Here is a 26,329-nt window from a genome sequence, read left to right as displayed (position 1 = left end):
TCTTACATACATCATGAAAGCATTTAAATTAGATAACGAACCGAAAATTGAAACTGGATTTAAAACTCCAGAAGATTATTTTGAAAATTTCTCTGCAAGTTTACAGGAGAAGTTGCCACAAAATGAACCTAAAACAATTTCTTTATTTGCAAGAAATAGAAAAACATTCATGGCTGTAGCTGCCGTACTTGTAATTGCATTAACGGTTCCTATAGTATATAAGTACACAACAAAATCTAAGGAACTTGATGAAGCTACTCTAGAAACGTACTTATCTTATCAATCAAATTTAAATCAGTACGATTTAATTCATGAGTTAGATACAAACGACATTAACAATTTAGATAAAAATATTGCTTTAGGTGATGATGCTATAGAAGATGTTCTGGCTTCGAATCCTAATATCGAACATCTTATTTTAGAATAAAAGAACAATTACATAAAAATGATGCAGATGAAAATCAAAAACATACTTCCGATATTACTATTCCTGATTACATTTCCTTTTTACGCTCAAAGCGAGAAAATGGACGAAAAAAGGGAGAAAATAAAAGCATATAAAGTTTCTTTCCTAACAACCGAGTTAGAATTAACTTCGGCTGAATCAGAAAAATTCTGGCCTATATATAACACTTATGATGATAAGCAATATGAATTAAGACATCAGAAGATGAAATCATATACCAGAAAATTAAGCGAAGAAACCTTAAAGAATATGTCTGAAAAAGAAGCTGCAGCTCTTCTTTCTCAAATGGAAAGTACCGATGAAGAATTATACCTTTTGCGTAAAAAATATATTGCAAGTTTAAAGAAAATACTTCCTGCGAAAAAAATCATAATCCTTCGAAAATCCGAAGATGATTTTAATCGCAAACTATTACACCAATATCGAGACAAAGCAGGTAAAAACTAAATCCTGTTTAAAAATAACAACAGCCGAGAGCCCTTATAATAATTACTTTATTATCTAGGGCTCTTTTATTTTTTAAAACGAATCTGAACCATTTTATTATGACCTGCAGCAATTGCAGTTGTTGAATTCATGAAACGAATCGTAAAAAAGCTTGAATCTGTCGATAATTGTTTCCATGTAGCGCCACCATCTGCCGAATAATGTAATCCTAAAGTCCCAACTACAACTATTTCTTTCCCTCCGCTTTTAGGTACATATTGCACACAAGATGCATAACCAAAACCTGAATTCTGAGCTATTAAATTCCAGGTTTTTCCACCATCGGTAGTAATTGCTTTATTATCTGAATTTTGTTCTGGAAATTCGTAATCACCTCCAGCAATAATTCCGTTTTTAGAATCATAAAAGTCAGCCGTAAAAATTCCAGTCATTGTTTTTCCTTGTACAATAGGCGTTTCATAAACTTTCCATGTTTTCCCTTTATCAGATGAATGAAAAACCCTTGCCCTTTTCCCGCCAGAAACCAACCAGGCATCTTTACCTTTTATAACAATATTAGTATTGCTTGCTGCAAATGCTGCCTCTCCTTTGCCCATTGTAGGCAATTGATCCGAAAGTAATTTTACCCACGTATTACCTCCATCACGAGTTATTAATATCGAAAAACTATCTTCGGTAGGATCACCTACTGCAATTCCCTCGCTATCATTCCAGAATTGCATACTATCATAAAACACTTTATCATTAATTTCTTTATAAACCAATTTTGTTTTTTTGGTTGCTTTAGAAACCTGATAAAGCAAAGCTGGATTTGCTACACTTAATAAATAAATATTTTTTGAAGTTTCAGCAATACTTCTAAACTCTAACTTTAAGGTATCCTTATAAATATGCTCTACATATTTTTCTTTATCCTTTAAATCGTAATATCCAAATCGCGAATTATCAGCTCCAAACCATATCTTATTTTTATCAATTACTAGCGCTCTAATACTTATTTTATCTTTAAACAGTGTATCGATTTCAATAGACTGAAAACCTTTGCTATTTATTTTGTAATCTACTGTTTGACAATACATAGCGAAACTAAAAAAACTTAAAAAGAGTGCTAATTTTTTCATGGTATTTTAAATTATTTTATGCTAAAATACAATTATTTACATAAAATCAAAACGCAATATATTTTTTATGGCACAGTAATTGGATAATTCAAAATAACAATCTTAATACGATACGTCATGAAAACGAAAATACTTTTAATAAGCCTACTATCTTTAGGGTTTGCTACAATGCAAGCTCAAGCTGGAGCTACTGTATATGCTAAAAACTCTGATATTAGTGATAATTTAGATTTAAGAGCCGTAGCTTCTATTTTTGGGGAATCTGCAAATCTTCAGGATTTTGAAAGAAGATTAAATGAACCAAAATATCAAATATCAAATCTAGATTTAAACGATGATAATCAAGTTGATTATTTACGTGTAATCGAAAGCGTAGAAAACAGAACTCACGTAGTTATCATACAAGCTGTACTAGATCGTGATGTTTACCAAGATGTTGCAACAATTGATTTAGAGAGAGATTCTTTTAACAAAGTTCACATACAAGTTGTTGGAAACGATTTTATTTATGGTCCAAATTACATCTATGAGCCAGTTTATACTATTGCTCCTGTAATATATACATCATTTTGGGTAACTAACTATCGTCCTTATTATTCAAGCTGGACATGGAACTACTATCCAACTTATTATACTGCATGGAGACCTTACCCAGTTTATAGATATAGAAACAATGTTAATATTTGCATTAATGTAAACAATCATTACAACTATGTAAGTTCTAGAAGAAGTAATACAGCTGTTGTAATATATAACTCTAATCGTACTTACGGATACGAAAGACGTAATCCTAACAACGGGTTTGCTCAACGTAATAGTAATGTAAGCAACAGATACGAGCTAGATCAAAGACGTGTTGCTAGTAGAGAAACAAACAGAAGAGGAAACACCTATTCTAATACTAACAGAACTACTGATAGAACTGCAACACCTAATAGAGATTATTCTCAAAACAGAACAAGTACATCTAGAGATAACAGCTCTACAGCAAGACCAAGTCGTGATTATTCTCAAAACAGAACAAACTCAACAGGAACAACTGTAGATAGAACAAATACTACTAGAGATTACAATAGAGGAAATACCACTACTCCAAGAACAGAAACTACAAGAGATTATTCTCAAAACAGAACAAGTTCTACTGCAGTAACGCCAACCCCAAGAACACAAACTACTAGAGATTATACTCAAAACAGACCAAGTTCTACTACGGTAACGCCTACGCAAAGAACAGAAACTGCAAGAGATTATACTCAAAATAGAGGAAGTGCTACAAGAGATTATTCGACTCAAAGAACGGAATCATCAAGAGGGAATTCTGAAAGCAGAACTAGTTCAGCTAGGCAATCAAGTCCTCAAAGCTCTGGAAACGAAAGATCAAGTTCCGTTTCCAGAGGTGATTCAAGCCCAAGACAAAGTGGCTCTTCTGAAAGAAGTAGCAATCGAAGAGGCTAATTTTAATACACTTATCAGACGAAAATAAAAACACGATTTAACGATCGTGTTTTTTTTATCTTTATTCTTCATAATTTGATGTTAATTTGTTTTAAAACAGTAAATTTGACGCGACTTTTATAAAATTAAAAAATTAAATGAGCGCATCACACAAGAACTTACATAGTAAGTTAACGTTAGGAGGTTTGTTAATCACATTAGGTATTATTTATGGTGATATAGGAACCTCTCCTTTATATGTAATGAAAGCCATTCTTGGCAAACATATAATCGAAGCTGATATTGTTTTGGGTGGTATTTCATGTGTTTTCTGGACATTAACGCTCCAAACAACCATCAAATATGTGCTTATTACACTCAGTGCCGATAATCATGGCGAAGGAGGAATTTTTGCCTTATACGCACTGGTTAAAAAAACAAAGATTAAATGGTTGATTGTTCCCGCCATTATAGGGGGAAGTGCCTTACTCGCAGATGGTATTATTACACCACCAATATCCGTTTCATCGGCAATTGAAGGTATTAAAACCTATTATCCTAGTATCAATACTGTTCCTATTGTTATTGCAATCTTATTTGTTTTATTTGCGATTCAGCAATTCGGGACAAAATTAGTAGGTAAGTTTTTTGCTCCAATGATGCTTATCTGGTTTACCATGTTAGGTACTTTGGGTGTGATACAAATTGTACATCATCCAGAAGTTTTTAAAGCAATAAACCCTTACTACGCTTATCACTTATTATCAATCCATCCTGATGGCTTCTTCGTTTTAGGTTTTGTATTTTTATGTACAACCGGAGCCGAAGCTTTGTACTCGGACATGGGACACTGCGGAAGAAAAAACATTCGCATAAGCTGGATATTTGTTAAGTCAACATTAGTATTAAACTATTTTGGACAGGCAGCTTATCTTATTCATCATGAAGGACGTACTTTACAAGAATTAGGAGGTAACGGAAATCCTTTTTACTTAATCATGGCAAGTTGGTTCCAACCAATTGGTATTGTTATCGCAACACTTGCTGCAGTAATTGCATCTCAAGCCCTTATTAGTGGTTCATTTACATTGATAAATGAAGCCATGCGATTAAATTTTTGGCCAAAAGTAAAAATAAAATATCCTACTGAATTAAAAGGTCAACTATACATCCCATCTATAAACTGGTTATTGTTTTTTGGTTGTGTGGGTATCGTATTGCACTTTGAAGAATCAGGAAAAATGGAACATGCCTATGGTCTTGCAATTATTTTGTGTATGATTATGACCACTATTTTACTTAATTTCTACTTGATCATGAAACGAGTAAAATTATATTTCATGGTTCCATTAATCACTATATATCTAGCAATCGAGATTAGTTTTTTAATTGCCAATGTAACTAAGTTTGCCGAAGGTGGCTATGTAACATTAATTATTGCTGCAGTTCTTATCTCTATTATGACGATTTGGTTCCTGGCTAAGAAAATCAATAAAAACTACACCAAGGTTATCAAGATTGAAGATTATAAAAAGGTATTGATGGAATTGAGCGAAGATTTATCTATTCCTAAATATGCAACACATTTGGTTTATATGACCAATGCTAGCCGTGTAGATGAATTGGAGGAAAAAGTAATTTATTCCATTTTGCAAAAGCGTCCGAAAAGAGCCGATATATATTGGTTTGTACACGTAAATATTTTAACTGAGCCTTATAAAACGCAATATAAAGTAACCGAAATTGCAAAAGACGATATTTATAGAGTCGATTTTAATTTAGGATTTAGAGAACCTACCAAGATCAACTTAATGTTTAGAGAAGTTATTCGTGATATGGTAAAAAAAGGGGAAGTTGATATTACGAGCCGATACGAATCATTGAATAAAAATAATATTATTGGAGATTTCAAATTTGTGTTATCTGAGAAATTCCTTTCTAACGATAATGACTTAAGATGGCATGAAAATATTATCATGAATTCTTATTTCTTTATCAAAAAACTAAGTTTATCCGAAGAACGCGCTTTTGGTTTAGACAGCAGTTCTGTGAAAATAGAAAAATTCCCAATGGTGCTTCATGCTCCAGAAAACATAGGTTTAACAAGAGTTCATTAAGCCTTGATAAACATTTACAAAACACTCTTTTAATTCTTAAAAGAGTGTTTTTTTTGGTCGAAAAATATAAAAAGAACATTCAAAATTAAAAATTTAACTTTCAACCAATTAATAGTACCTTTGCAGCTCAATTATTTAAAATGAGATTACACAGAAATTTAGTTTATACGACCATCGATTCTTTAAACGCCATATTCAATGAAGGTGAATATGCTGATAAAGTGGTTGCAAGAGCATTAAAAAAAGACAAGCGTTGGGGAAGTTCTGACAGGAAATTTGTCGCAGAAACGATATACGAAATAGTTCGTTGGAAAAGATTATACAGTGAAATTGCTGAAGTTAAAGAACCGTTTGACAGAGATAACCTTTGGAGAATGTTCTCAGTATGGGCAGTTTTAAGAGGTTACCCAATCCCTGATTGGCGCCAGCTGGAAGGAGTTCCTGAAAGAAAAATAAAAGGTCGTTTTGACGAGCTTTCTAAAACTAGAGCTATTAAAGAATCTATTCCTGATTGGATGGATGAATTAGGAGTTAAAGAATTAGGTGAAAAACTTTGGGCTACAGAAATTGCTGCTCAAAACCAACCGGCTAAAGTTATACTTAGAGTAAATACGCTAAAAACTACCAAAGAACAGTTAAGAGCAATCTTAATGGATTTGAATATTGAAACCGAATTCTTAAAAAATCAGCCAGATGCTTTGGTCTTAAAAGAAAGAGCCAACGTATTCTTAACAGATGCTTTTAAACAAGGTTTCTTTGAGGTTCAAGATGCTAACTCGCAACTTGTAGCTGCATTTCTTGATGTAAAACCAGGAATGCGTGTAGTTGATACTTGTGCTGGTGCTGGAGGAAAAACATTGCATATTGCTTCTTTGATGGAAAACAAAGGACAATTAATTGCAATGGATTTATACGAAAGTAAATTAAAGCAATTAAAATTAAGAGCGAAACGTAATGGTGCTTTTAATATCGAATACCGCATTATCGACACTACTAAGGTAATTAAGAAATTACACGAAAAAGCCGATAGAGTTTTAATCGATGCTCCATGTAGTGGTTTAGGTGTTCTAAAAAGAAACCCTGATGCTAAATGGAAATTAAAGCCTGAGTTTATCGATAACATTCGTAAAGTTCAAGCCGAAGTTTTAGAGAACTACTCTAAGATTGTAAAACCAGGAGGAAAACTAGTTTACGCTACGTGTTCTATATTACCTTCTGAAAATCAAGAGCAAGTAGAGAAATTCTTAAAAACAGAAATCGGTAAACAGTTTACTTTTGTAAAAGACCAAAAAATATTGGCTTCTGAGTCTGGTTTTGATGGTTTTTATATGGCATTATTAGAGCGTAAAGATGCTCCAGTTGTAGCTTCGTAAAACAAATTATACTTATATATTTAAAAGGTTTAACATTGGTTTCAATGTTAAACCTTTTTTTATTCAGCCTTTATGGAGTCCAAAACGTTATTTCCTCTGATAAGCATTTTAGGTTCAGTATTCTCTTTGATTTTTGTTAGAATACTAATAATATCTAAATCTGTGCCTTTCAAATTTTCAATTGTATCAGAACTAACAACATCTGTTTTAAATATATATTTTTCGTCAATTTTATAAGTTCCTACATCTTTAAGAATAACTACCCCGTTTAATACAAACAGAAATTTTTTACTTTTACTTTTCGTGAATTTATTTTTAATATCATTCAGAGTCATCAAATTAACCTCTTTTGGATTTTTTGAAGTAATCATTATTCTCCCTATATAATTAACTGCTTCAATCGTGATTGTATCTTTTATCACATTAATATCTTTAATTTCGTTTACATCAAAATTTGCAATGGCGTTTTTGTGTACAAAATTTCCATCTAAAAAAAAGGCAGGTTCATTCGTTTGTGAATGCACTCCTATAAACATAAATAGTGAGAAAAAAACAAATAGTACTTTCATAATTATTATAGGTCGAGAATTAATTATTTAAATATACTATTATTTCTCTTACCCCAACCAACCATCACGATCTAAACTACGATACTGGATTGCTTCGGCAATATGAGAAGAAACAATATCTGGAGCTGCTTCTAAATCAGCAATAGTTCTGGCTACTTTCAAAATTCTATCGTAAGCCCTAGCTGAAAGATTAAGTCGTTCCATTGCAGTTTTTAATAATAACTTTGATTGTTCGTCAAGCGCACAAAACTCACGGATTTGTTTCGTATTCATTTGAGCATTATAATTTATATTCTCGAATGTTTCAAATCTTTTAGCTTGAATTTCGCGTCCAGCCGTAACACGTTCGCGAATATGCACACTACTTTCGGCTTTATTATCATCCGCTAATTTTTCAAAAGGAACTGGCGTAACTTCTATATGAATATCTATTCTGTCTAATAAAGGCCCTGAAATCTTGCTTAAATAACGTTGCATTTCGTGTGGAGATGATTTTTGTGGCGCATCAGGATCATTAAAAAATCCGCTTGGACTTGGGTTCATACTCGCTACAAGCATAAAAGAGGATGGGTATGTTACGGTAAACTTAGCTCGCGAAATTGTTACTTCTCTATCTTCCAGAGGTTGGCGCATCACTTCGAGAACATCTCTTTTAAACTCAGGTAATTCATCTAGAAATAAAACCCCATTATGCGCCATCGAAATTTCTCCTGGTTGTGGATAACTCCCTCCTCCTACTAATGCAACATTCGAAATAGTGTGATGCGGACTCCTAAAAGGCCTTTGATTCATTAACCCAACTTCTTTTAATTTTCCTGCAACACTATGAATTTTGGTCGTTTCTAATGCTTCTTTTAATGTCATTGGTGGCAGAATACTTGGTAATCGTTTGGCAAGCATTGTTTTTCCAGCTCCCGGAGGTCCTACCAGAATTATATTGTGTCCGCCCGCAGCAGCAATTTCCATACAACGCTTGATACTCTCCTGTCCTCTTACATCCGAGAAATCAAATTCAGGAAAATCTAACGTTTTATAAAACTCAGCCCTAGTATCTATAACAGTAGTTTCTAACGTTCCTTTGCCTTCCAGAAAATCAATTACTTCCTGTACATTCTCAACTCCATATACATCTAGACCTGCTACAATTGCAGCTTCTTTTGCATTTTGCTTTGGCAGAAAAAATCCTTTATATCCTTCTTCCTTTGCTTTTATAGCAATAGGCAGAGCGCCACGAATGGGTTGTAAGCTTCCGTCAAGCGAAAGTTCTCCCATAATAATATACTTATCTAGTTCGGGTGCTTTTATTTGATCTGAAGCCACTAAAATACCAATTGCCAAAGTTAGGTCGTATGCCGAACCTTCTTTACGCAAATCGGCTGGCGCCATATTTATAGTTATTTTTTTTCCAGGCATTTTATACCCGTTATTTTTTAATGCTGCTGCAATCCTGAAACAACTTTCTTTGATGGCGCTATCAGGCAAACCTACCAAATGATACCCAATTCCTGTATCCATATTTACCTCAACAGTAATAGTTGTAGCTTCTACACCAAAAACTGCACTTCCGTATACTTTAACTAACATATCTGCTTTTATTTATAAAAGTAAAAGTATTTAAATATAAATTGAAAAAGTGATATTTTGTAGTAAAAAAATTACTTTTTGCTTAATTACATAAATAGAATCAATTAATTCAAAATAATTTGAACTTTTTGAAAAAGCTACTTAGATTTTAATTCTATGAATTCTAATTCTACCATATCATCTCAATACAATTAATCCTATTTTCTAATGCATCATAAAGGTTTTCTTGAATTACCATTAACTCTTGGTAACCTGCATCACTATTATAATCTACCGTACGCCTACTAGCTTTAAGTAATTTCCTTAAAGCTTTTCTTTCCATCGCATTAAAATCATAAGCAGCTTTTAAATCTGCGATGCTTAAATCTTCCATTTTTACTATATTCATCTTGATTTTTTATTTATGGTTACGTAAATGTAAAATGAAATTATTCTTGTAGCATTCAACTTAATTTGTTTTAACAGTATAATTTGTTGAATAATCCGTTCATAAAAAACTTTAACTTGTAAAAATCAAACCCTACAAAAATTATAATAGTCCCTTTGTTGTAACATAAACAGCTTAAGTATGACTACTATAAAAAGACAAAAGATGAATCGGTTATATAAAATACTTTTACTACTGCTTGCTTCCATAAATATATGTTCTGCTCAAACAATTGAAAAAGCTTCTGATAATACTCCAAAAGTTATTGAATGTCCGCTTTTAAAACAAGATTTTGTGATTTTCAGGACTCAACTACAAAAATCATATCCTTCATTATATCGCTTTAACAGCAAAAAAAATATAGATCGATTATTTGATAATTATTTTTTATCTATAAATAAAAATACCACTCAAATTGATTTTTTAGCAGAGATAAAACTCGTATTGAGTTATTTACAAGACGGTCACTTTTATGCAGGAGCATCGCCAGAGTTGAAACAATATTTTGATGAAAATGCAAAAGTCTTTCCGCTACAAATCAGGTTCATAAACGATAATGCTTATGTTGTTTGTAGCAAAAAAGAAAGTCTATTACCCGAAACTGAAATTTTAAGCATAAACGGTATTCAAATAAACGAAATCAAGGAAAAACTTTTTCAATATATTGTATCTGATGGTAAAATCGAAACCAAAAAATATGTGATACTAAATAATAATTTCTGGTTTTATTATCGATTAGTTTATGGCGAACAATCTGATTTTAAAATTGAATATAAATCTAAGGATAACAAAATCAAAACGATTAATCTCAGTTCTGAACTATATAAAAATACCGAATGCAAAAATCAGAAACCTGATCCAGATAAATATTTATCGATCGATTATAAAAAAGGTGGTATTGCTTTACTCACCATCAAAACTTTTAATGGAGAAATATTCGACCAAACAAAAGAAAATTACATTCTGTTTTTAGAGCAAACATTCAAAGAAATAAAAGATAAGAAAATAGACAACCTAATAATCGATTTAAGAGGAAACGGTGGAGGAAGAGATACTTATGGTTCTTTATTATATTCTTACCTTACAAATACTCCATTTGAATATTATACTTCTCTAGAAAGCACTTCGCAAAAATTAACCAAAAATGATCTAAGTAGTTATAAACCGAAGGAAAACCCATCTGAAGATTACTTTAGAGGCCGAAATAATTTGGCTACTCAAAAACCAAGTCTGAATAATTTCGCAGGTAAAGTTTATATTTTAATTGATGGAATGAGTTTTTCGACAACAGCCGAATTTTGTGCTATAGCAAAAAGTAACAATAGAGCCTTATTTATCGGGGAAGAAACTGGCGGAGGATATTTCGGAAATACTTCTGGTAATGCTGTAGAATTGGTTTTGCCAAACACTCAAATTTATGTTTCGATACCTACAACCAAATATGTTTTATCAGTCAAAAAAGACAAATATAGTAACCGAGGTATTTTACCCGATTATAAAATAACTCCAACTATAAACGAGTACATTCAGGACAAAGATGTTCAGCTAGAATTTGCATTAAAACTTGCAGACCAAAAAACAAAAAAATAATTCAATCTAATTCCAAAACAAAAAAAGATGTCGAATAAAATCCTTGTTCTTTTACTACTTTCCATTCTTTCTATAAGTTCAACTTTTGCTCAAAAAGTCAAAAAATTAAAAAAGAATACTCCTGAATTGAAAAGTGAGTTATATTACGAAATTAAAAAAGCCGATAGTACTTTATTTGCAGCTTTTAATAGATGTGATACTGTAGCTTACAAAAAGTTTTTTGTAGATGATTTAGAATTTTACCATGATCTTGGAGGTTTAACAACTTCGTTTAAAAGCGAATTAGCCTCATTTAAGGAAATGTGTGCAAGAGGAAGTAATATTAGAAGAGAACTTGTAGAAAGTAGCTTAGAAGTTTATCCAATTAAAAATTATGGTGCTGTCGAAATAGCCGTTCATCATTTTTATCATACAAATAAAGGTGAAAAGGAAAAACCAAGCGGAACTTATAAATTTATTCATGTTTGGCAGCATAAAGATGGAGAATGGAGAATCTCGAGGATCATTAGTTACGGACATGACAGCATGAAAAATGACTAGACCTAAATAGTTAACACGGTCCTATCGCTGATTTTAATAACTTTGTTATCATTACACAACTTAAAAAACACCAAGATGCAAACTGATAGTTTATTAAAACAAATAGATTTCATTAAAGAGATTGATAAGGTAAAATACATTCAGCGCAAAACTAAATTATTCAATAGCGACAGAAATGAAAATGATGCTGAGCATAGCTGGCATTTGGCTATGATGACAATTGTATTAGCAGAACATTCGAACGTACCTATAGATGTTCTTAAAGTCCTTAAAATGGTTTTAATACACGACATTGTAGAGATTGATGCTGGTGATACTTTTATTTATGACACCACAAAAAGTCACGATAATACCGATGAAGAACGTATTGCTGCTGAACGAATTTTTGGTCTTTTGCCAAAAGAACAAGCTCAGGAGTTTATTGCAATTTGGGAAGAATTTGAGGCTGGCTTAACCAATGAAGCAAAATTTGCAAAATCTATGGACAGGCTAGAACCTCTTTTGCAAAACACATCTAATAATGGTGGAACCTGGAGAGAATTTAATGTAGATTACGAGAAAGTTCACGAAAAGAAAAAAGTGATTCAAGAAGGCTCTGATACAATCTGGAATTATGCCGAAAATTTAATTAACGAAAGTGTAGAAAAAGGAATTCTCACGAAGAAAAATAACTAAATAAACTTTATTTTATTTCTCGGATTTAAAAAAATTAAAAGGATTTCTTTACCATTAAGAGATTAAGAAAAATTAAGTATTGTTTTGATAAAGTTTAATGTTTTTTTAGCCACAGATTAAAAAGATTCAAACTTTGCGACCTTTGCGAAAATCTTTGCGAACTCTGCGGTTAATTTACTGCCACAGATTAAAAGGATTAAAAGATTTCAAAAAAAACAACCACAAATTTCACTAATTTCCACAAATTCATTTCTTACTTAAAAAGCGTTTTTACCACGAACTTAAAAATTTAAGAGGATTCTTAAACTTTGCGGTCTTTGCGTAATCCTTTGCCAACTCTACGGTTAATTTAATGCCACAGATTATATTTTTCACCCTCCAAAAACAACAAAATCGACCCGCTTACTATTTGTCCAAAACAAAATAAGCGGGTTCTTTTTGCCAATTTTCGGTTATTTTTCCTTAAATTGCAAAAATATCTATCATTTTTTAGTCAAAAAACACATTTGCACATTTTATCAAATGCGATTTTACCAATCAGGAATCTGACTAAAAAACATACCAATTTGCAATTCATATTGCATCTTTTGCCTATCGAAAAAATTTCATAATCGGGCACAATAATCTAAAAAGAATAACAAAATGGAATTCAAAATAATTACTCCTGAACAAGGAGAGGATAAAACATTTACTAATGAATTAATCGCTAAATTTCTTCATACTCATCTGGAACAATATGGCGATACAATCGAAGATATATTAAAAGCTATCGCATATGTAATGAACCCTGCAAAAGGCGGAAAAATTGTTCTTGCAATAGAAGAAGAAAATATTGTAGGTGCTTGTGTCCTAAACCATACAGGAATGAAAGATTATATTCCCGAAAATATATTGGTATATATAGCAGTCGACAAAAGCCAGAGAGGAAAAGGCTACGGAAAGAAATTAATGCAAAAAGTAATTGATACTGCCGAAGGAAATATTGCATTGCATGTTGAGCCAGACAATCCTGCTAAAATTCTATACGAGAAACTAGGCTTTACAAATAAATACCTAGAAATGCGTTTAATTAAATAAACCTCAACTAGTATTTCAATTAAAAAAAAGAAAAGAACGCAATGGCATTCATCAAATTATACCGCAAAAAACTAGAGGAGAATTATACTTTTCTGAACAACATTTTTATTTCCAAAAATATTAAGTGGGGTGTTGTATCTAAGCTTTTATGCGGTAATAAAATATATCTTAAAGAAATAATTGCTTTGGGTGTTACCGAAATTCATGATTCGAGGGTTAGTAATCTAAGAAAAATTAAATCATTAGACCCAAATATTCAAACCGTATATATTAAACCTCCTGCAAAGCGAAGTATCGCAAGCATTGTAAAATATGCCGATGTTAGTTTTAACACTGAGATTTATACGATACAAATGCTTTCTAACGAAGCGCAGAAACAAAATAAAATCCATAAAATCATTATTATGATTGAAATGGGAGATTTACGCGAGGGCGTAATGGGCGAAGATTTAGTTGAATTTTACGGACAAGTTTTTAGTCTGCCTAATATTGAAGTTCTTGGTATTGGTACAAACCTTAATTGCTTGAGTGGCGTAATGCCTACTCAGGACAAACTGATTCAGTTAAGTTTATACAAACAACTTATCGAAGCTAAATTTGATATTAGCATCCCGTGGGTTTCTGGCGGAACTTCAGTAGCATTGCCTTTAATAATAAAGAATGCAAGACCTATGGAGGTTAACCATTTCAGGATTGGTGAAGCATTATTCTTTGGGAAAGATTTGTTTACTGGAGAAACTATTGAAGGAATGCACAACGATGTATTCAAACTTTATACGGAAATTATCGAAATAACCGAAAAACCAGATATCCCAACGGGGGAATTAGGCGAAAATGTAGCAGGAAATACTTTTTCTATGAATGATACCGAAGATTTTGGCGGCACTTCTTTACGTGCAATTCTGGATATTGGTTTACTCGATATGCAACCTCAATATTTAGAATCTGATGATGCCGAAATAAGCATTGTCGATGCCAGCTCGGATATGTTGGTTATCGATATTTCTAAGTCTAAAAAGAAATATAAAGTAGGCGACTTAGTATCGTTTAACATTAAATATATGGGTGCACTGTATCTTTTAAACTCCGATTATATCGAAAAAACTATAGAGTAGATAATTCTTTGTAAAATAATTATGTATAAAATTATATAATAGTAATCGCAATTTAATAATATTATAATGCTATCTGTAAATAACTCGATTCTATCAAATGGTGCAAAATATTCGTTAGTAAATACTTTTATTTACAATCTTATATAAAATATAATTTTAGCACAACAATATGAAAAACTTTGATACTGAAACAATCGATTTTATTGAGAACAACAATCTTATTGGGATAAAAGCGGGAAATGAAAGACCAAACTTCCTTAATATTTGGATGGTTACCGTTGATAATAGAATATTTGCAAGATCATGGGGTTTTGCTGAAAGAAGTTGGTACAATACATTCCTAAAAGATGCTGATGGAGAAATAAAATGCGGAGAAAGAGTTATTAAAATATCTGCTGTTATACCAAAAGATATCGCCTTGCTCAACAAAAAAATAAACGAAGCCTACTTAAAAAAGTACGATTCAGGTGATAATTCTTTTTACGCTCACGGAATAATTAAAGAGGAACATATTGCAAAAACTATGGAATTTATAGTTTTGTAAATATCAATTATGAGTATAATAATGAATACTATCTAATTAAAATAAATAAAAAACGAGATGATAATCATCTCGTTTTTTATTTATTTCTGCCTCAGTATCTCTATTTTGCAGCCCAGATTTCGATTTCTAATTTAATCTCTGGTAATCCCAAAGCAGTAATATATCCAACAGTCATTGACGGATATACTTCTCCAAAAAATGCATTCCATACAGCATAAAAAGCATCCCAATCTATTTCTTGAGTTGCCCAGATATTTACCTTGATAACATCATCGGCTACCAATTCCTGACTTTCCAGGACAGCTTTTATATTCTGAAAAGTATTAACTACTTGTTCGTTAAAATTATCTGGCAAATCTCCTTCTTTACTTGTACCTATCTGACCAGAAAAAGTATAAATATCTGCATTACCTGATATCTTCGTAACATGAGAATAATTACCAACTGGAGCTGATAATGTACTTGGATTTGACCTTGTTACTGCTTTTATCTTATTGTTTTCACTCATTTTTGCTTCTAATAATGATTAAATTTTGACAACTTTTGTTTCTCAAATAATTTCGAGCTTAACAAATTTAAAAGATGCAATTATAAATCTACTTCCCATTTTGAAATATTTAACTTGTGACATTACCATAAAAATTAATACTTCGCATTGATTCATCACTAATAAAAAAGTCCTATTCTTTATTATAACTTCAATTATATTAAAAAAACAGAGTAACTTATTATTTATAAATGATTTACAATAAAATTATATATTAGCGGTAATATATTCTCACAGAAACTTTAACAAAAGTCTAAAATAACAATGAAAATTATAACTTGGAATTGTAATATGGCTTTTCGAAAAAAAATTGATTTTATTCTAGAATATAATCCAGATCTTTTAATCATCCCCGAATGTGAAAATCCAAAAAAAATAAATTTTACGGAGCAAATAGCTCCAACAGATATTATTTGGTATGGAAAAAATCAGCATAAAGGGCTTGGAGTCTTTTCTTATAGGGAATACAAAATTAAATTACTAAAATGTCATAATCAGGATTTCAAAAATGTTTTACCAATATCTGTTACAGGTGGAAAAACAGATTTTATTTTGTTTGCCATTTGGGCAAATAATCCAGAAGATAAAGATGGACAATATGTGACTCAGGTTTGGAAAGCAATAAATTATTATGAAGAACTTTTATTAAACCCTAAAATTATTTTAATTGGAGATTTTAATAGTAATACAATTTGGGATAAACCACGTCGGGAGGGGAATCACTCAACTGTTGTAAGTATGCTGGAATCTAAAAATATTTTTAGTACTTATCATAAATTCCACAACCAAATACAAGGAAAAGAAGATCATCCTACTTTATATTTATATCGCCATGAAAACAAACCTTATCATGTAGATTATTGCTTCGCATCATCCTATTTTATTGACACTCTAAAAAATGTTGAAATTGGAAATTACAAAGATTGGACTAAGTATAGCGATCACAAACCTTTGATAATTGAATTTTCTATTTAATTCTTATATTCGTATAACAAACTATAAATCAACAATCAAACCAACCTAATCATGAAAAACAAATTCCCCCCTTCAAAAAGCAAGATTTCTTATTTTAATCACAGACATATTTTTCTTCTAATACTGTTCTTTGTTTTCACAATAAATGCAAGCGCTCAACAAAAAACAATTACGGAGAAATTCAAGAAAGAAACTGTTTTAAAAATCGATTCTTTATTACAAGTAAATTATATATTTCCTGATAAAGCCAAATTAATTGGAAATCATTTAAAAGCCGCATATAAAGAAGGTAAATTTAAAAAGTATGATTTATTAGACTCTTTTGCAGTAGCATTAACAAAAGAAGTACGATTTATTAATAATGATAAGCATCTTGGGATTTGGCCTAAATTTATTCCTCCTGTTGAGGAGAAGAAAGACTTAAATAAAGATTCTTATGAAATTTACCTACACAATTACACCGACAATCGCAAACTAGCAAATGGCTTTAGAGAAGCCAAACTAATTGATAGCAATGTAGGATATATTAAATATAATAATTTCATACACGAAACCGATCAAACAATCGATTCTTATATGCGCTTACTAGAAAATGCCGATGCTATTATTATTGATTTAAGAAATAATGGAGGTGGTAGTCCAAAAACTGTTCAATATTTATGTAGTTATTTTTTCAAAGATCCTATATTACTAAACACCTTATATTTTAGAAAAGATAATTTTACTGAGGAATTTTGGGTAAAAGAAGTAAACGGAAAAAAATTGATTGATGTTCCATTATTCATTATTACTAGTCCAAAAACTTTTTCGGGAGCCGAAGAATTCAGCTATAATATGCAAACCCAAAAAAGAGCAACACTAGTTGGAGAAACAACTGGTGGAGGAGCTAATCCTGGCGAACCCTATGAAATTAACAGTCGATTAGAAATATTCGTTCCTACTGGAACTGGAATAAACCCAATTACAAAAACAAACTGGGAAGGTATTGGTGTAATTCCAGAATACAAAACTACTCCAGATATGGCTTATGATAAAGCTGTAGAACTGGCGCAAAAAACTGCTTTTGATTACAGAAATAAAAAGGCTGCTGAATCTAAGAATCTTTATTTGGAACTACAAAAAACTGTGGATCAACAAACGAAACCTCTTAACGAAGGTGATTATGCTAAAATGGATCAGCAAATATTTAATGCTGTAAAAAAATTAACTGAATCGAACTTATACAAAGAAGATGATATTGATGCATTAGCTTCACAATACACAAAGACAAAGCCTTTTATTACCGAATCCATCTTAAAGAGCAATACCGAGTTGTATCCAAAATCGCCTATTGCCTTTTTAAAATACGGTGATCTTCTGGAACAAAACGGAAAGAAAAGTAACGCCATAATAGCTTTAAAAAAATCTGTAGAAATTGCTACAGAAATTAAAGCTCCTTATCTGGAAGGATTAACAAAACGCTATGAAAGTGTTTTAAAAGGAAAATAATTTTTATACCGTAATACAAAGGGACTAAATGTACACTTCATTTAGTCCCTTTTTTATTTAGAATACCTTACATAAAATAATAAACTCTTAGAATCAGATAATGTTTTTTGATGTCATAAAACAAAACTGACAATTTTAATTAAATCTTAATCTTCAAACTCAGCATTCATAAATTTTGCCATTCATAAAATTCAATTTTAGCATAGTTTTTAATTACTACCATCAAAATTAAGGGGGTCAAAATGAAAATTTAACAAAAATTAAACAGTAAATACTATTTTTTAATGGGGTATTAAATCATTTTATACTTTTATCGAAATTTAAAACTAACCAACTATGCGAAAAATTATTTTAACTGTGATTCTAATCACGATTTTGGTATTAACCTTTCTCTCTAATTTTATCCTGTCCGATAGCCCTATTCCAAACGAAGCTGTAAAGTTTGATACTGGCGATACTGCCTGGATGATTGTTGCAACTGCATTTGTATTATTAATGACTCCAGGATTAGGTTTCTTTTACGGAGGTATGGTTGGCAAGAAAAACGTAATTAGTACCATGCTGCAAAGTTTTATGGCAATGGTAATTGTAACCATTTTATGGGTTGTCGTTGCCTTCGGGCTAGCCTTTGGTCCAACAATAGGAGGAGTTATAGGCGATCCAACTTCTAATTTATTTTTTCAAGGTGTAGGCACCAATACTGCATGGAGTCTTGCCCCTACTATTCCGTTTATGCTATTTGCATTATTTCAGGCAAAATTTGCCATTATAACTCCCGCTTTAATAACAGGCGCGTTTGCAGAACGTGTTCGTTTTTGGGCATATTTATTATTCATGGTTTTATTTATACTAGTTATATACTCTCCTTTGGCACATATGACATGGCATCCTGAAGGTATTTTCTTTAAGATGGGTGTGCTTGATTTTGCAGGAGGAACAGTTGTACATATGAGCGCTGGTTGGGCTGCATTGGCAGGAGCTATATTTTTAGGAAAAAGAAAAGTACAAAAAGTAAATCCTGCTCGTATTACATATGTGTTACTAGGAACAGCATTATTATGGTTTGGATGGTTTGGCTTTAATGCAGGTTCAGCCTTAGGAGCAAATGGTTTAGCTGTTCAGGCATTAGGTACAACTACAGTTGCAGCAGCAGCCGCAGCAATGGCTTGGGTATTTCTTGATAAAATTTTAGGACATAAACTATCAGCACTTGGCGCTTGTATTGGTGCAGTTGTAGGTCTTGTTGCCATTACTCCTGCAGCAGGTTTCGTAAGTATTCCTCATGCAATCTTTATTGGAGCATTTGCTGCTATTGTAAGTAACATTGTAGTAAGCAAATTCCCTAAAGGAAAAATCGATGATGCTCTGGATGTTTTTGCTTGTCACGGTGTTGGTGGTATGGTAGGAATGTTATTAACTGGTGTTTTTGCTTCTAAAGCCATAAACCCACTTGTTGGAGATAATCAAGGTCTTATTTTCGGAACCTCAACATTATTCACAAACCAATTAATAGCAATGGTAATTGTATCTGTTTTTGCTTTTGTAGGTTCTTATATCCTTTTCTTTATTGTAAATAAAATTACGCCTCTAAGAGTTACTGAAGAAAAAGAAGAACTAGGATTAGACATTTCTCAACATGGAGAATTTTTATAAAAAAATGCCTTAAAAATTATTTTAAAGCATCTTTATATACCGAGTAACATAAAAACAAAAAGACCAATCTTAGATTGGTCTTTTTTATTATTTACTTAAATTTTGAAATTCCTTCTTTTAGCCATTTCAAGTATTCATCTGCTCCAACATAACTAATTGTTGGTTTAGAAGTATTTAAATTCTTACCCTCTAAATCGGTTATGATATATAAAGGCTGTGTATTGGTTTTATATTTAGAAATCATAAAATCAGTCCATTTATCACCAACTGTAATAATCTTATCTCCTGTAGCTGTTACGTATTGTTCTTCTGCAGGCAATTCGCGTTTATCATCAACATATAAAGAAATAAGCACCACATCATTTTTTAAGATTGGTAATATTCTTTCGTCAGACCAAACATTGTTTTCCATTTTTCTACAATTCACACAAGCATAACCTGTAAAATCGAGCATAATTGGTTTATTGATTGATTTAGCAAAAGCTACTCCATCTTCATAATCATGAAAAACCATGATTCCGTGTGGGCCTAATTCTGCTCCATCAGGTAATCCTTTATCCGAACCAAGACCTGAATTACTTGACCCTCCTACTCCAAACGGACTTTCGCTATATTGTGGTGGTGGTGGGAAAGCGCTAATTAATTTTAATGGCGCTCCCCAAAGTCCAGGAATTAAATACACCGTAAATACAAGTGTAAGTAATCCTAAATATAAACGTCCAACTGATATATGTGGCAAAGGACTATCGTGTGGCAATGTAATTTTACCGAATAAGTATAATGTTAAAGCTCCAAAAATCGCAATCCATATTGCTATAAAAACTTCTCTTTCAAGAAAATGCAATTGTAAAACTAAATCGGCATTTGATAAAAATTTGAATGCCAAAGCTAATTCCAGGAATCCTAAAACAACTTTTACAGTGTTTAACCATCCACCCGATTTTGGCAATGAATTTAACCATCCCGGGAACATTGCAAATAACATAAATGGTAAGGCTAAAGCCAATGAGAAACCAAACATTCCAATAACCGGAGCAATTCCACCGTTTGAAGCAGCTTCAACTAATAAAGTTCCTACGATTGGTCCTGTACAAGAAAATGATACAATTGCCAAAGCCAAAGCCATGAATAATATTCCGATTAATCCTCCTCTATCTGCTTGTTGATCTGCTTTATTTGCCCATGAATTTGGCAACATAATTTCAAAAGCTCCCAAAAATGAAGTTGCAAAAACAACTAATATAACAAAGAAGATTAAATTAAACCAAACATCTGTAGACAAAGCATTGAGCGCATCTGCTCCAAAAATCCAAGTTACTAACCAACCTAGTGCAACATAAATTACAATAATAGAAATTCCATAAATAATAGCATTTCTAATTCCTTTGGCTCTACTCTTGCTTTGTTTTGTAAAGAAACTAACCGTCATAGGAATCATTGGGAATACACATGGTGTAAGCAATGCTGCAAAACCAGATAAAAATGCGATAAAGAATATAGACCACAAACTTCTTTGCGGAGCTGGTCCAGATGTGTCTGAAGTAGATGAATCTACATCAGCATTATCTTTTGTTGTTTCTAAAGCCTTAGTTCCTACACTATTTTTTGTAGTATCAACCGCCAAAGCATCTACAGGATCTACTACAACCTCATCTGCTTTTACAATAGCAGTTGCTGCAGCATCAGCATTCATTTTAAAATTAGCTGGAATTGCAATAGAAAACTTCTTATTTAAATTGATACAAACTTCTTTACAAACCTGAAAATCAAATTCAATATCGATTGTTTTCACACTAGCATTTGTAATTGTTATCTCTTGTTCGATATGCGCTTTTCCTTCAAAGAAAGTTTCATTAACACCAAAAACATCATTAAATGCTGTCCTAGTTTTTCCTTCTTTGGCTTTACCAACTAAGTTATAGTTTCCTTTTTGATTTTTAAATGAAATCTCTAATGGAAGCGGCCCTCCATCTGGAGTAAATTGCGAATACAAATGCCAGTCTTTTTCAATAACTCCATCAAAAATCAATACAAAATTGTTTCCAGATTTCTTTTCAATTTTAGATGTCCACTTTACTGGTTCTAAGATTTGTGCATTTCCTTTTGCAAAAGCAAAAAAGAAAAGCAACAAAAACACAATCGAATTATTCCAGATTTTTTTTGATAGTAAAGCTTGCGGGTAATAGTTTGATTTCATTATTGTAATTCTATTTTAAGTATCTTATTTGTAGTATTTTCTATTTTAAAACGCTCATCTTGCCTGATTCCTACAACCCAAACAATTTGATTATCCGAACACAAAATCCATGTGTTTTCTTTTTCAATCAAGGATAATTTCTCATCTTTAAAAAGTTTACTCACTTTTTTAGATTTTCCATTCATTCCAAATGGATGAAAAACATCACCTTCATTCCACTTTCGTAAAAGCAAAGGAAACTTTATTTTATCGGCGTCCACAAATATAGCTTTATTTGAATCTATAGTTATGTGACCTACGTTACAAAGCCTCAATTTTAAGGGAAAATTAACTTCTTTATCGTTGATTTCTATGTAAAATTCCTCTTGTTGAATTTCAGGAATTGGGCTTAAAATTAATGTTGTTCTATCTTTCAGTAATCGATATTCTGAAGAAAAAATTTGCTTTCCCGACTGGCTTTCAACTAATTCATAAATATCTTCCCAAGCCGAAAATTCATATTCTTTAAGCCATTGGTATAAATACGATTTATAATTTGCTAATCGCTTTAACTGTTCTAAATCAAAATGAATTTCATCATCAATTTCTTTTGCAACTTGCTGATAAATCATAATCGAAGCATCTTCGACCATAATTTGTGCTTCTTGCAAGAACTCTTGTGTTTTCTGGAAAGCAGCTAAGAAATTAGGATTTATTTCTTTTAAAACTGGAACTAAATCGTGACGGATTTTATTTCGTAAATATTTATTAGATGCATTGCTACTATCCTCTCGCCATTTGATAGCATTATCCTCGGCATATTGTTTTATTTCTTCTCTCGAAAATGGCAATAGCGGACGAATAAGGGATTCATTTTGCTCTGGAATTCCAATTAATCCATCTAATCCTGTTCCTCTACTTAAATTAATTATAAAGGTTTCCAGATTATCATCAGCATGATGTGCCGTTAAAATATAATCATAACCTTCGGTATCTAAAAGTTCATAAAACCAATTATACCGTAGTTCACGAGCTGCAACCTGAGTCGAAAGTTTGTAATCTTTAGCAAAAGCTTCGGTATCAAACTGCGTGATAAAAAATTGGCATTTTAAATTATCAGCAGCATTACTCACAAATTCCTGATCGCCAAAACTTTCTAATCCTCGTAACTGAAAATTACAATGCGCAATTGCAAAATCATAATCTAACTGAGCAAATAAATGTGCCATAACCATACTATCCAAACCTCCGCTTGTAGCTAGTAGTAATTTCTTTTTCTCCAGAAAAGGAAATGTTTGTGTAATATGATTTTTAAATTTTTGAAGCATATTTTAATTTACGTCTTTTATTATGATTTGGTTTTGCAAATCAACTGGTTAAAAATACAAAAAATAGATTTGTTTATTATTGTAATACTTGCTGCATGGCTTTTGCCTTGAGCAAACATTCTTCGTATTCTTTTTCGGGAACTGATTGTGATGTAATTGCACTACCTACTGAAAAGGAAACATATTCTTTTTCCTGATTGTATAAAATGCTTCGGATAACGACATTAAAATCAAAATCTCCCTCTGGCGTAAAATAACCTACTGCCCCACTATACAATCCTCGTTTGGTTTCTTCTAGTTTATCGATGATATTCATTACCGAAATCTTTGGTGCTCCAGTCATACTTCCCATCGGAAAAGTTGTTTTTAAAACATCAATTGGTGAATATTGAGAATCTAGTTTTGAAGTAATCGTCGAAATCATTTGATGTACTTGCAAAAAAGAATAAATCTTGCACAACTCTACCACTTCTACCGAGCCTTTTTGAGCGGTATGCGATAAATCATTTCGAACTAAATCGGTAATCATGATATTTTCGGCACGTTCTTTTGGATCTGCTTCTAACTGCTTTTTAGAATTTTCGTCTTCTATCTTATCTTCAAAACGTTTTGAAGTTCCTTTTATAGGTTGCGAAATTATCGTATCTCCTATTTTACGAATATATCTTTCTGGCGAAGCCGATAGTAAAAACTGTTTATTATTTTTAAAAAAAACAGTTAATGGTGCTTGTGATATTTCATTAAGTTTTTCGAACTTTTCTAATGGATTTATCGTTGCATTTTCTGCGTAAAACTCCATGCAAAAATTAGCTTCATAAATATCTCCACGATGAATATGCTCTAGAACCGAATTGACTTTGGCAATATAATCCTGTTTAGAAATTCGTTGATTGATCAGAAGATTCGTTTGGCTTTTTATATCCAACCTTTCACTTTTTACAATTTCATCATAATCTTCTTCGACCTCATCATCACACATCGATAAATATTGAATTTCGAGTTGATCTCCTTTCAATAAAAATATTTTTTTAGGCTGAAAGAAAAATAAATCAGGAAATTCTAATCCATCAAAATTTGTCGATTGTAATTCTTCGATATCATTTTTTAGATCGTAGGTAAGATAACCAAAAAGCCAATCTCTGGTCGTTTGTTGGTATTGTTTTAAGTCTTCGAATGCGTTATGAAAATCGGTTTTTATAGATGTAAAAGCATCGACAGCCAGCAAACAATCGAAACTTGAATATTCTTGTGGATACAAATTACTATCCATAAAAACAACTTCTCGGTGTTGTTGTGCCCAAACTAAAAGTTGCTGTTTAAAGGCCGCAGGATTCGAAATATGCTTGTGAATTGAAACTCTCAAAAAATTATTTTTTTTATCCGTCAAAATTACGACAAAAAAATTCCTTCGATAAAGTAATCTCAAAAAATATTGGCACGCTTTTTATTACACCACTTTATATTCATTTTATAAAATTGATACGAATATTGAGACAAAACTATTTTTATCCTTTTATAAAAAACACTCTATTAAGTAACCTAATTTATTAATCTATAATTATATCATTTACCCATGAAAACAATTGCAAAATTTGGCATGACTACAGTAGTAATCATCGCACTATTATTTTCCTGCAAAAAAGCAGATACATCTCTCGAAGACTCTGCTGCAGAATCAGCTGCTAGTACAGCTGATACAATTTCGTCATCCGCAGCTGTCGAAAAAAAAGATAGCGATCGTAAATTTATTCGAACCGCCGACATAAAATTTAAGGTCAAAAATGTAGCAAAATCAACTTATGCAATTGAAAACGCAACAACAAAATTTGGAGGTTTTGTTACTTATACTAATTTACAAAGTACAGTACAAGACGAAATACAAACCAAAATAAGTCAAGATAGTACTTTGCAAACCACTAAATATTCGGTAGTAAACGATATTACTATTCGTGTTCCCAACACTCAACTCGATACGGTTATAAAAATCATTGCCAAGCAAATAGATTTTCTGGATTACCGCGTTATCAAAGCCGATGATGTTTCTTTAAAATTGCTTTCGAACCAGCTTGCTCAAAACAGAAGTGCTGAAAACAGCAAAAGAATCGAGAATGCTATTAATACTAAAGGCAAGAAAATAAACGATGTTATGGAAGCAGAGAATACGCTTGCTGCACAAAAAGAACAAAATGATTCTAGCAAAATCGAAAAACTATCTTTAAAAGATCAGATAAATTTTAGCACCATTACTTTGCAATTGTACCAAAATCAATCTTTAAAACAAGAAGTAGTTGCTAGCATCAAAGACAATAACTCTTATAAACCAAATATTGGTATCGAAATTATTGATGCTTTAAAAAGTGGTTGGTACTTACTACAAGGTATAATTGTCTTTTTTATAAATATTTGGCCATTTATTTTAATTGGTACTGGTGGGTTTTTCGTTTATAGAAAATATGTTAAAAAACAGTCTAAAATATAAGAATTCATGTGTTTATTTATAGCGTAAAAATCATTATATTTGATATAACATTAAACAAATCCTAAAACATCATTAAATAGTTTATACAATTCATAATAATTTAATAATTAAACCCGTTTTTTAATTATTAAAATGAGATTATTTTATATCAAAAATTTTATTTTTTAACCTATAAAAATCATCTATATCATGAAAATCGCCACTATTATTATCCGAACTTTAATTGGTCTTTTATTGCTTTTTGCATCAATCAGCTTTTTCTTCCACCTTATGCCGGCAGAACCTGCAGCAAACGATAATTTTAAAGCTTTTAATTCGGGACTGGTTGCATCAACGTATTTAATGCCATTAGCAAAATCAATAGAATTAATTTGTGGGATTGCTTTTGTAACTGGTCGTTTTGTAACGCTTGCTAACATTTTAATCCTGCCTATTACCATAAACATCTTATTTATTAATTATTTTATGTCTCCAGAAAACTTACCTATTGCAGCTTTGTTATTTCTAGGTAATATATTTTTGATTTATAGATATTGGGATAATTATAAAACTGTTTTTACAGCGTAATAAAGACGCACTTTATTAGACGCATGCGGTGCGTCTC

General features: G+C 31.7%; 24 protein-coding genes. 16 read left to right on the top strand and 8 right to left on the bottom strand.

What is annotated here, in order from left to right; all coding sequences use genetic code 11:
• Positions 1-13 precede the first annotated feature (13 nt).
• Both OA93_RS13690 and OA93_RS13685 read left to right on the top strand, forming a co-directional pair.
• Entirely contained in the window at positions 14-427 is a 414-nt protein-coding gene (locus OA93_RS13690) for a hypothetical protein (RefSeq protein ID WP_039113920.1), read from the top strand.
• A 27-nt stretch (positions 428-454) separates the two neighbouring features.
• The gene (locus OA93_RS13685; protein WP_039113993.1) at positions 455-913 is read left to right on the top strand and encodes a hypothetical protein; all 459 of its coding nucleotides are present in this window, start codon (positions 455-457) and stop codon (positions 911-913) included.
• Between the two features lie 65 nt (positions 914-978).
• On the opposite strand, the gene OA93_RS13680 is transcribed toward OA93_RS13685, so the two are convergent.
• Positions 979-2,034 carry an oxidoreductase gene (locus OA93_RS13680; protein WP_039113919.1) on the bottom strand — a complete coding sequence of 352 codons (1,056 nt, stop codon included), beginning with the start codon at positions 2,032-2,034 and terminating at the stop codon, positions 979-981.
• Between the two features lie 117 nt (positions 2,035-2,151).
• Here OA93_RS13680 and OA93_RS13675 point away from each other — a divergent pair, with 117 nt between their 5' ends.
• The 3 genes from OA93_RS13675 to OA93_RS13665 all read left to right on the top strand — a co-directional run bounded on the left by OA93_RS13675 (position 2,152) and on the right by OA93_RS13665 (position 6,958).
• The gene (locus OA93_RS13675) at positions 2,152-3,489 is read left to right on the top strand and encodes a hypothetical protein (RefSeq protein WP_039113918.1); all 1,338 of its coding nucleotides are present in this window, start codon (positions 2,152-2,154) and stop codon (positions 3,487-3,489) included.
• Between the two features lie 137 nt (positions 3,490-3,626).
• A complete protein-coding gene (locus OA93_RS13670) occupies positions 3,627-5,585 on the top strand; it encodes a KUP/HAK/KT family potassium transporter (RefSeq protein ID WP_039113917.1) in 1,959 nt (652 codons plus the stop codon).
• Between the two features lie 140 nt (positions 5,586-5,725).
• Complete coding sequence (locus OA93_RS13665; protein ID WP_039113916.1) at positions 5,726-6,958, top strand: methyltransferase domain-containing protein; 1,233 nt, start codon at positions 5,726-5,728, stop codon at positions 6,956-6,958.
• Between the two features lie 59 nt (positions 6,959-7,017).
• On the opposite strand, the gene OA93_RS13660 is transcribed toward OA93_RS13665, so the two are convergent.
• The 3 genes from OA93_RS13660 to OA93_RS13650 form a co-directional block, all read right to left on the bottom strand.
• Positions 7,018-7,527 (bottom strand): hypothetical protein, encoded by a 510-nt coding sequence (locus tag OA93_RS13660; RefSeq protein WP_131474477.1) that lies wholly within the window; start codon positions 7,525-7,527, stop codon positions 7,018-7,020.
• Between the two features lie 48 nt (positions 7,528-7,575).
• Positions 7,576-9,111, bottom strand: a complete 1,536-nt coding sequence (locus OA93_RS13655; RefSeq protein WP_039113914.1) for a YifB family Mg chelatase-like AAA ATPase — start codon at positions 9,109-9,111, stop codon at positions 7,576-7,578.
• A gap of 169 nt (positions 9,112-9,280) precedes the next feature.
• The gene (locus OA93_RS13650; protein ID WP_039113913.1) at positions 9,281-9,499 is read right to left on the bottom strand and encodes a hypothetical protein; all 219 of its coding nucleotides are present in this window, start codon (positions 9,497-9,499) and stop codon (positions 9,281-9,283) included.
• 180 nt (positions 9,500-9,679) lie between these two features.
• Here OA93_RS13650 and OA93_RS13645 point away from each other — a divergent pair, with 180 nt between their 5' ends.
• The 6 genes from OA93_RS13645 (at position 9,680) to OA93_RS13620 (ending at position 15,079) form a co-directional block, all read left to right on the top strand.
• The gene (locus tag OA93_RS13645; RefSeq protein WP_039113912.1) at positions 9,680-11,128 is read left to right on the top strand and encodes a S41 family peptidase; all 1,449 of its coding nucleotides are present in this window, start codon (positions 9,680-9,682) and stop codon (positions 11,126-11,128) included.
• A 27-nt stretch (positions 11,129-11,155) separates the two neighbouring features.
• Positions 11,156-11,668 (top strand): nuclear transport factor 2 family protein, encoded by a 513-nt coding sequence (locus tag OA93_RS13640; RefSeq protein ID WP_039113911.1) that lies wholly within the window; start codon positions 11,156-11,158, stop codon positions 11,666-11,668.
• Positions 11,669-11,743: 75 nt separating this feature from the next.
• Positions 11,744-12,343 (top strand): HD domain-containing protein, encoded by a 600-nt coding sequence (locus tag OA93_RS13635; protein WP_039113910.1) that lies wholly within the window; start codon positions 11,744-11,746, stop codon positions 12,341-12,343.
• A 642-nt stretch (positions 12,344-12,985) separates the two neighbouring features.
• Positions 12,986-13,420, top strand: a complete 435-nt coding sequence (locus OA93_RS13630) for a GNAT family N-acetyltransferase (RefSeq protein ID WP_039113909.1) — start codon at positions 12,986-12,988, stop codon at positions 13,418-13,420.
• 41 nt (positions 13,421-13,461) lie between these two features.
• Positions 13,462-14,535: an alanine/ornithine racemase family PLP-dependent enzyme gene (locus OA93_RS13625; RefSeq protein WP_039113908.1), complete on the top strand. Its 1,074-nt coding sequence runs from the start codon at positions 13,462-13,464 to the stop codon at positions 14,533-14,535.
• Between the two features lie 169 nt (positions 14,536-14,704).
• On the top strand, positions 14,705-15,079 hold the full coding sequence (locus tag OA93_RS13620; protein WP_039113907.1) for a DUF2255 family protein: 375 nt from the start codon (positions 14,705-14,707) through the stop codon (positions 15,077-15,079).
• A gap of 100 nt (positions 15,080-15,179) precedes the next feature.
• On the opposite strand, the gene OA93_RS13615 is transcribed toward OA93_RS13620, so the two are convergent.
• Positions 15,180-15,587, bottom strand: coding sequence for a RidA family protein (locus OA93_RS13615; protein WP_039113906.1), 408 nt, complete (start codon positions 15,585-15,587; stop codon positions 15,180-15,182).
• Between the two features lie 303 nt (positions 15,588-15,890).
• Between OA93_RS13615 and OA93_RS13610 the strand changes: the two genes are divergently transcribed.
• The 3 genes from OA93_RS13610 to OA93_RS13600 all read left to right on the top strand — a co-directional run bounded on the left by OA93_RS13610 (position 15,891) and on the right by OA93_RS13600 (position 19,742).
• Positions 15,891-16,601 (top strand): endonuclease/exonuclease/phosphatase family protein, encoded by a 711-nt coding sequence (locus OA93_RS13610; protein ID WP_039113905.1) that lies wholly within the window; start codon positions 15,891-15,893, stop codon positions 16,599-16,601.
• 51 nt (positions 16,602-16,652) lie between these two features.
• Positions 16,653-18,089 (top strand): S41 family peptidase, encoded by a 1,437-nt coding sequence (locus tag OA93_RS24130; RefSeq protein ID WP_052259449.1) that lies wholly within the window; start codon positions 16,653-16,655, stop codon positions 18,087-18,089.
• Between the two features lie 336 nt (positions 18,090-18,425).
• On the top strand, positions 18,426-19,742 hold the full coding sequence (locus OA93_RS13600) for an ammonium transporter (protein WP_039113904.1): 1,317 nt from the start codon (positions 18,426-18,428) through the stop codon (positions 19,740-19,742).
• A 91-nt stretch (positions 19,743-19,833) separates the two neighbouring features.
• On the opposite strand, the gene OA93_RS13595 is transcribed toward OA93_RS13600, so the two are convergent.
• From OA93_RS13595 to OA93_RS13585, 3 genes are all read right to left on the bottom strand, one after another.
• Positions 19,834-21,939, bottom strand: coding sequence for a thioredoxin family protein (locus tag OA93_RS13595; protein WP_052259448.1), 2,106 nt, complete (start codon positions 21,937-21,939; stop codon positions 19,834-19,836).
• Positions 21,939-23,246 carry a tRNA lysidine(34) synthetase TilS gene (gene tilS, locus OA93_RS13590; RefSeq protein ID WP_039113903.1) on the bottom strand — a complete coding sequence of 436 codons (1,308 nt, stop codon included), beginning with the start codon at positions 23,244-23,246 and terminating at the stop codon, positions 21,939-21,941. The genes OA93_RS13595 and tilS overlap by 1 nt, the downstream gene beginning before the upstream one ends.
• Before the next feature lie 76 nt (positions 23,247-23,322).
• Positions 23,323-24,609 carry an anthranilate synthase component I family protein gene (locus tag OA93_RS13585; protein ID WP_039113990.1) on the bottom strand — a complete coding sequence of 429 codons (1,287 nt, stop codon included), beginning with the start codon at positions 24,607-24,609 and terminating at the stop codon, positions 23,323-23,325.
• A 210-nt stretch (positions 24,610-24,819) separates the two neighbouring features.
• Between OA93_RS13585 and OA93_RS13580 the strand changes: the two genes are divergently transcribed.
• Positions 24,820-25,725 carry a DUF4349 domain-containing protein gene (locus tag OA93_RS13580; protein ID WP_039113902.1) on the top strand — a complete coding sequence of 302 codons (906 nt, stop codon included), beginning with the start codon at positions 24,820-24,822 and terminating at the stop codon, positions 25,723-25,725.
• Positions 25,726-25,914: 189 nt separating this feature from the next.
• Positions 25,915-26,292: a hypothetical protein gene (locus OA93_RS13575; RefSeq protein ID WP_039113901.1), complete on the top strand. Its 378-nt coding sequence runs from the start codon at positions 25,915-25,917 to the stop codon at positions 26,290-26,292.
• Positions 26,293-26,329: the final 37 nt, after the last annotated feature.

The sequence above is a fragment of the Flavobacterium sp. KMS genome, from assembly GCF_000813005.1.
Lineage (GTDB): Bacteria > Bacteroidota > Bacteroidia > Flavobacteriales > Flavobacteriaceae > Flavobacterium.
The sequence above is the reverse complement of the archived record's forward strand: the minus strand, read 5'-3'. Positions and strand labels throughout refer to the sequence as shown.

What these genes read in the sequence shown, in the direction of transcription:
- tilS (WP_039113903.1), bottom strand. Translation starts at nt 23,246, where the DNA reads ATGCTTCAAAAATTTAAAAATCATATTACACAAACATTTCCTTTTCTG.
- OA93_RS13670 (WP_039113917.1), top strand. Translation starts at nt 3,627, where the DNA reads ATGAGCGCATCACACAAGAACTTACATAGTAAGTTAACGTTAGGAGGT.
- OA93_RS13650 (WP_039113913.1), bottom strand. Translation starts at nt 9,499, where the DNA reads ATGAATATAGTAAAAATGGAAGATTTAAGCATCGCAGATTTAAAAGCT.
- OA93_RS24130 (WP_052259449.1), top strand. Translation starts at nt 16,653, where the DNA reads ATGAAAAACAAATTCCCCCCTTCAAAAAGCAAGATTTCTTATTTTAAT.
- OA93_RS13630 (WP_039113909.1), top strand. Translation starts at nt 12,986, where the DNA reads ATGGAATTCAAAATAATTACTCCTGAACAAGGAGAGGATAAAACATTT.
- OA93_RS13660 (WP_131474477.1), bottom strand. Translation starts at nt 7,527, where the DNA reads ATGAAAGTACTATTTGTTTTTTTCTCACTATTTATGTTTATAGGAGTG.
- OA93_RS13615 (WP_039113906.1), bottom strand. Translation starts at nt 15,587, where the DNA reads ATGAGTGAAAACAATAAGATAAAAGCAGTAACAAGGTCAAATCCAAGT.
- OA93_RS13680 (WP_039113919.1), bottom strand. Translation starts at nt 2,034, where the DNA reads ATGAAAAAATTAGCACTCTTTTTAAGTTTTTTTAGTTTCGCTATGTAT.
- OA93_RS13610 (WP_039113905.1), top strand. Translation starts at nt 15,891, where the DNA reads ATGAAAATTATAACTTGGAATTGTAATATGGCTTTTCGAAAAAAAATT.
- OA93_RS13640 (WP_039113911.1), top strand. Translation starts at nt 11,156, where the DNA reads ATGTCGAATAAAATCCTTGTTCTTTTACTACTTTCCATTCTTTCTATA.
- OA93_RS13575 (WP_039113901.1), top strand. Translation starts at nt 25,915, where the DNA reads ATGAAAATCGCCACTATTATTATCCGAACTTTAATTGGTCTTTTATTG.
- OA93_RS13600 (WP_039113904.1), top strand. Translation starts at nt 18,426, where the DNA reads ATGCGAAAAATTATTTTAACTGTGATTCTAATCACGATTTTGGTATTA.
- OA93_RS13595 (WP_052259448.1), bottom strand. Translation starts at nt 21,939, where the DNA reads ATGAAATCAAACTATTACCCGCAAGCTTTACTATCAAAAAAAATCTGG.
- OA93_RS13690 (WP_039113920.1), top strand. Translation starts at nt 14, where the DNA reads ATGAAAGCATTTAAATTAGATAACGAACCGAAAATTGAAACTGGATTT.
- OA93_RS13635 (WP_039113910.1), top strand. Translation starts at nt 11,744, where the DNA reads ATGCAAACTGATAGTTTATTAAAACAAATAGATTTCATTAAAGAGATT.
- OA93_RS13625 (WP_039113908.1), top strand. Translation starts at nt 13,462, where the DNA reads ATGGCATTCATCAAATTATACCGCAAAAAACTAGAGGAGAATTATACT.
- OA93_RS13655 (WP_039113914.1), bottom strand. Translation starts at nt 9,111, where the DNA reads ATGTTAGTTAAAGTATACGGAAGTGCAGTTTTTGGTGTAGAAGCTACA.
- OA93_RS13685 (WP_039113993.1), top strand. Translation starts at nt 455, where the DNA reads ATGAAAATCAAAAACATACTTCCGATATTACTATTCCTGATTACATTT.
- OA93_RS13620 (WP_039113907.1), top strand. Translation starts at nt 14,705, where the DNA reads ATGAAAAACTTTGATACTGAAACAATCGATTTTATTGAGAACAACAAT.
- OA93_RS13675 (WP_039113918.1), top strand. Translation starts at nt 2,152, where the DNA reads ATGAAAACGAAAATACTTTTAATAAGCCTACTATCTTTAGGGTTTGCT.
- OA93_RS13645 (WP_039113912.1), top strand. Translation starts at nt 9,680, where the DNA reads ATGACTACTATAAAAAGACAAAAGATGAATCGGTTATATAAAATACTT.
- OA93_RS13665 (WP_039113916.1), top strand. Translation starts at nt 5,726, where the DNA reads ATGAGATTACACAGAAATTTAGTTTATACGACCATCGATTCTTTAAAC.
- OA93_RS13580 (WP_039113902.1), top strand. Translation starts at nt 24,820, where the DNA reads ATGAAAACAATTGCAAAATTTGGCATGACTACAGTAGTAATCATCGCA.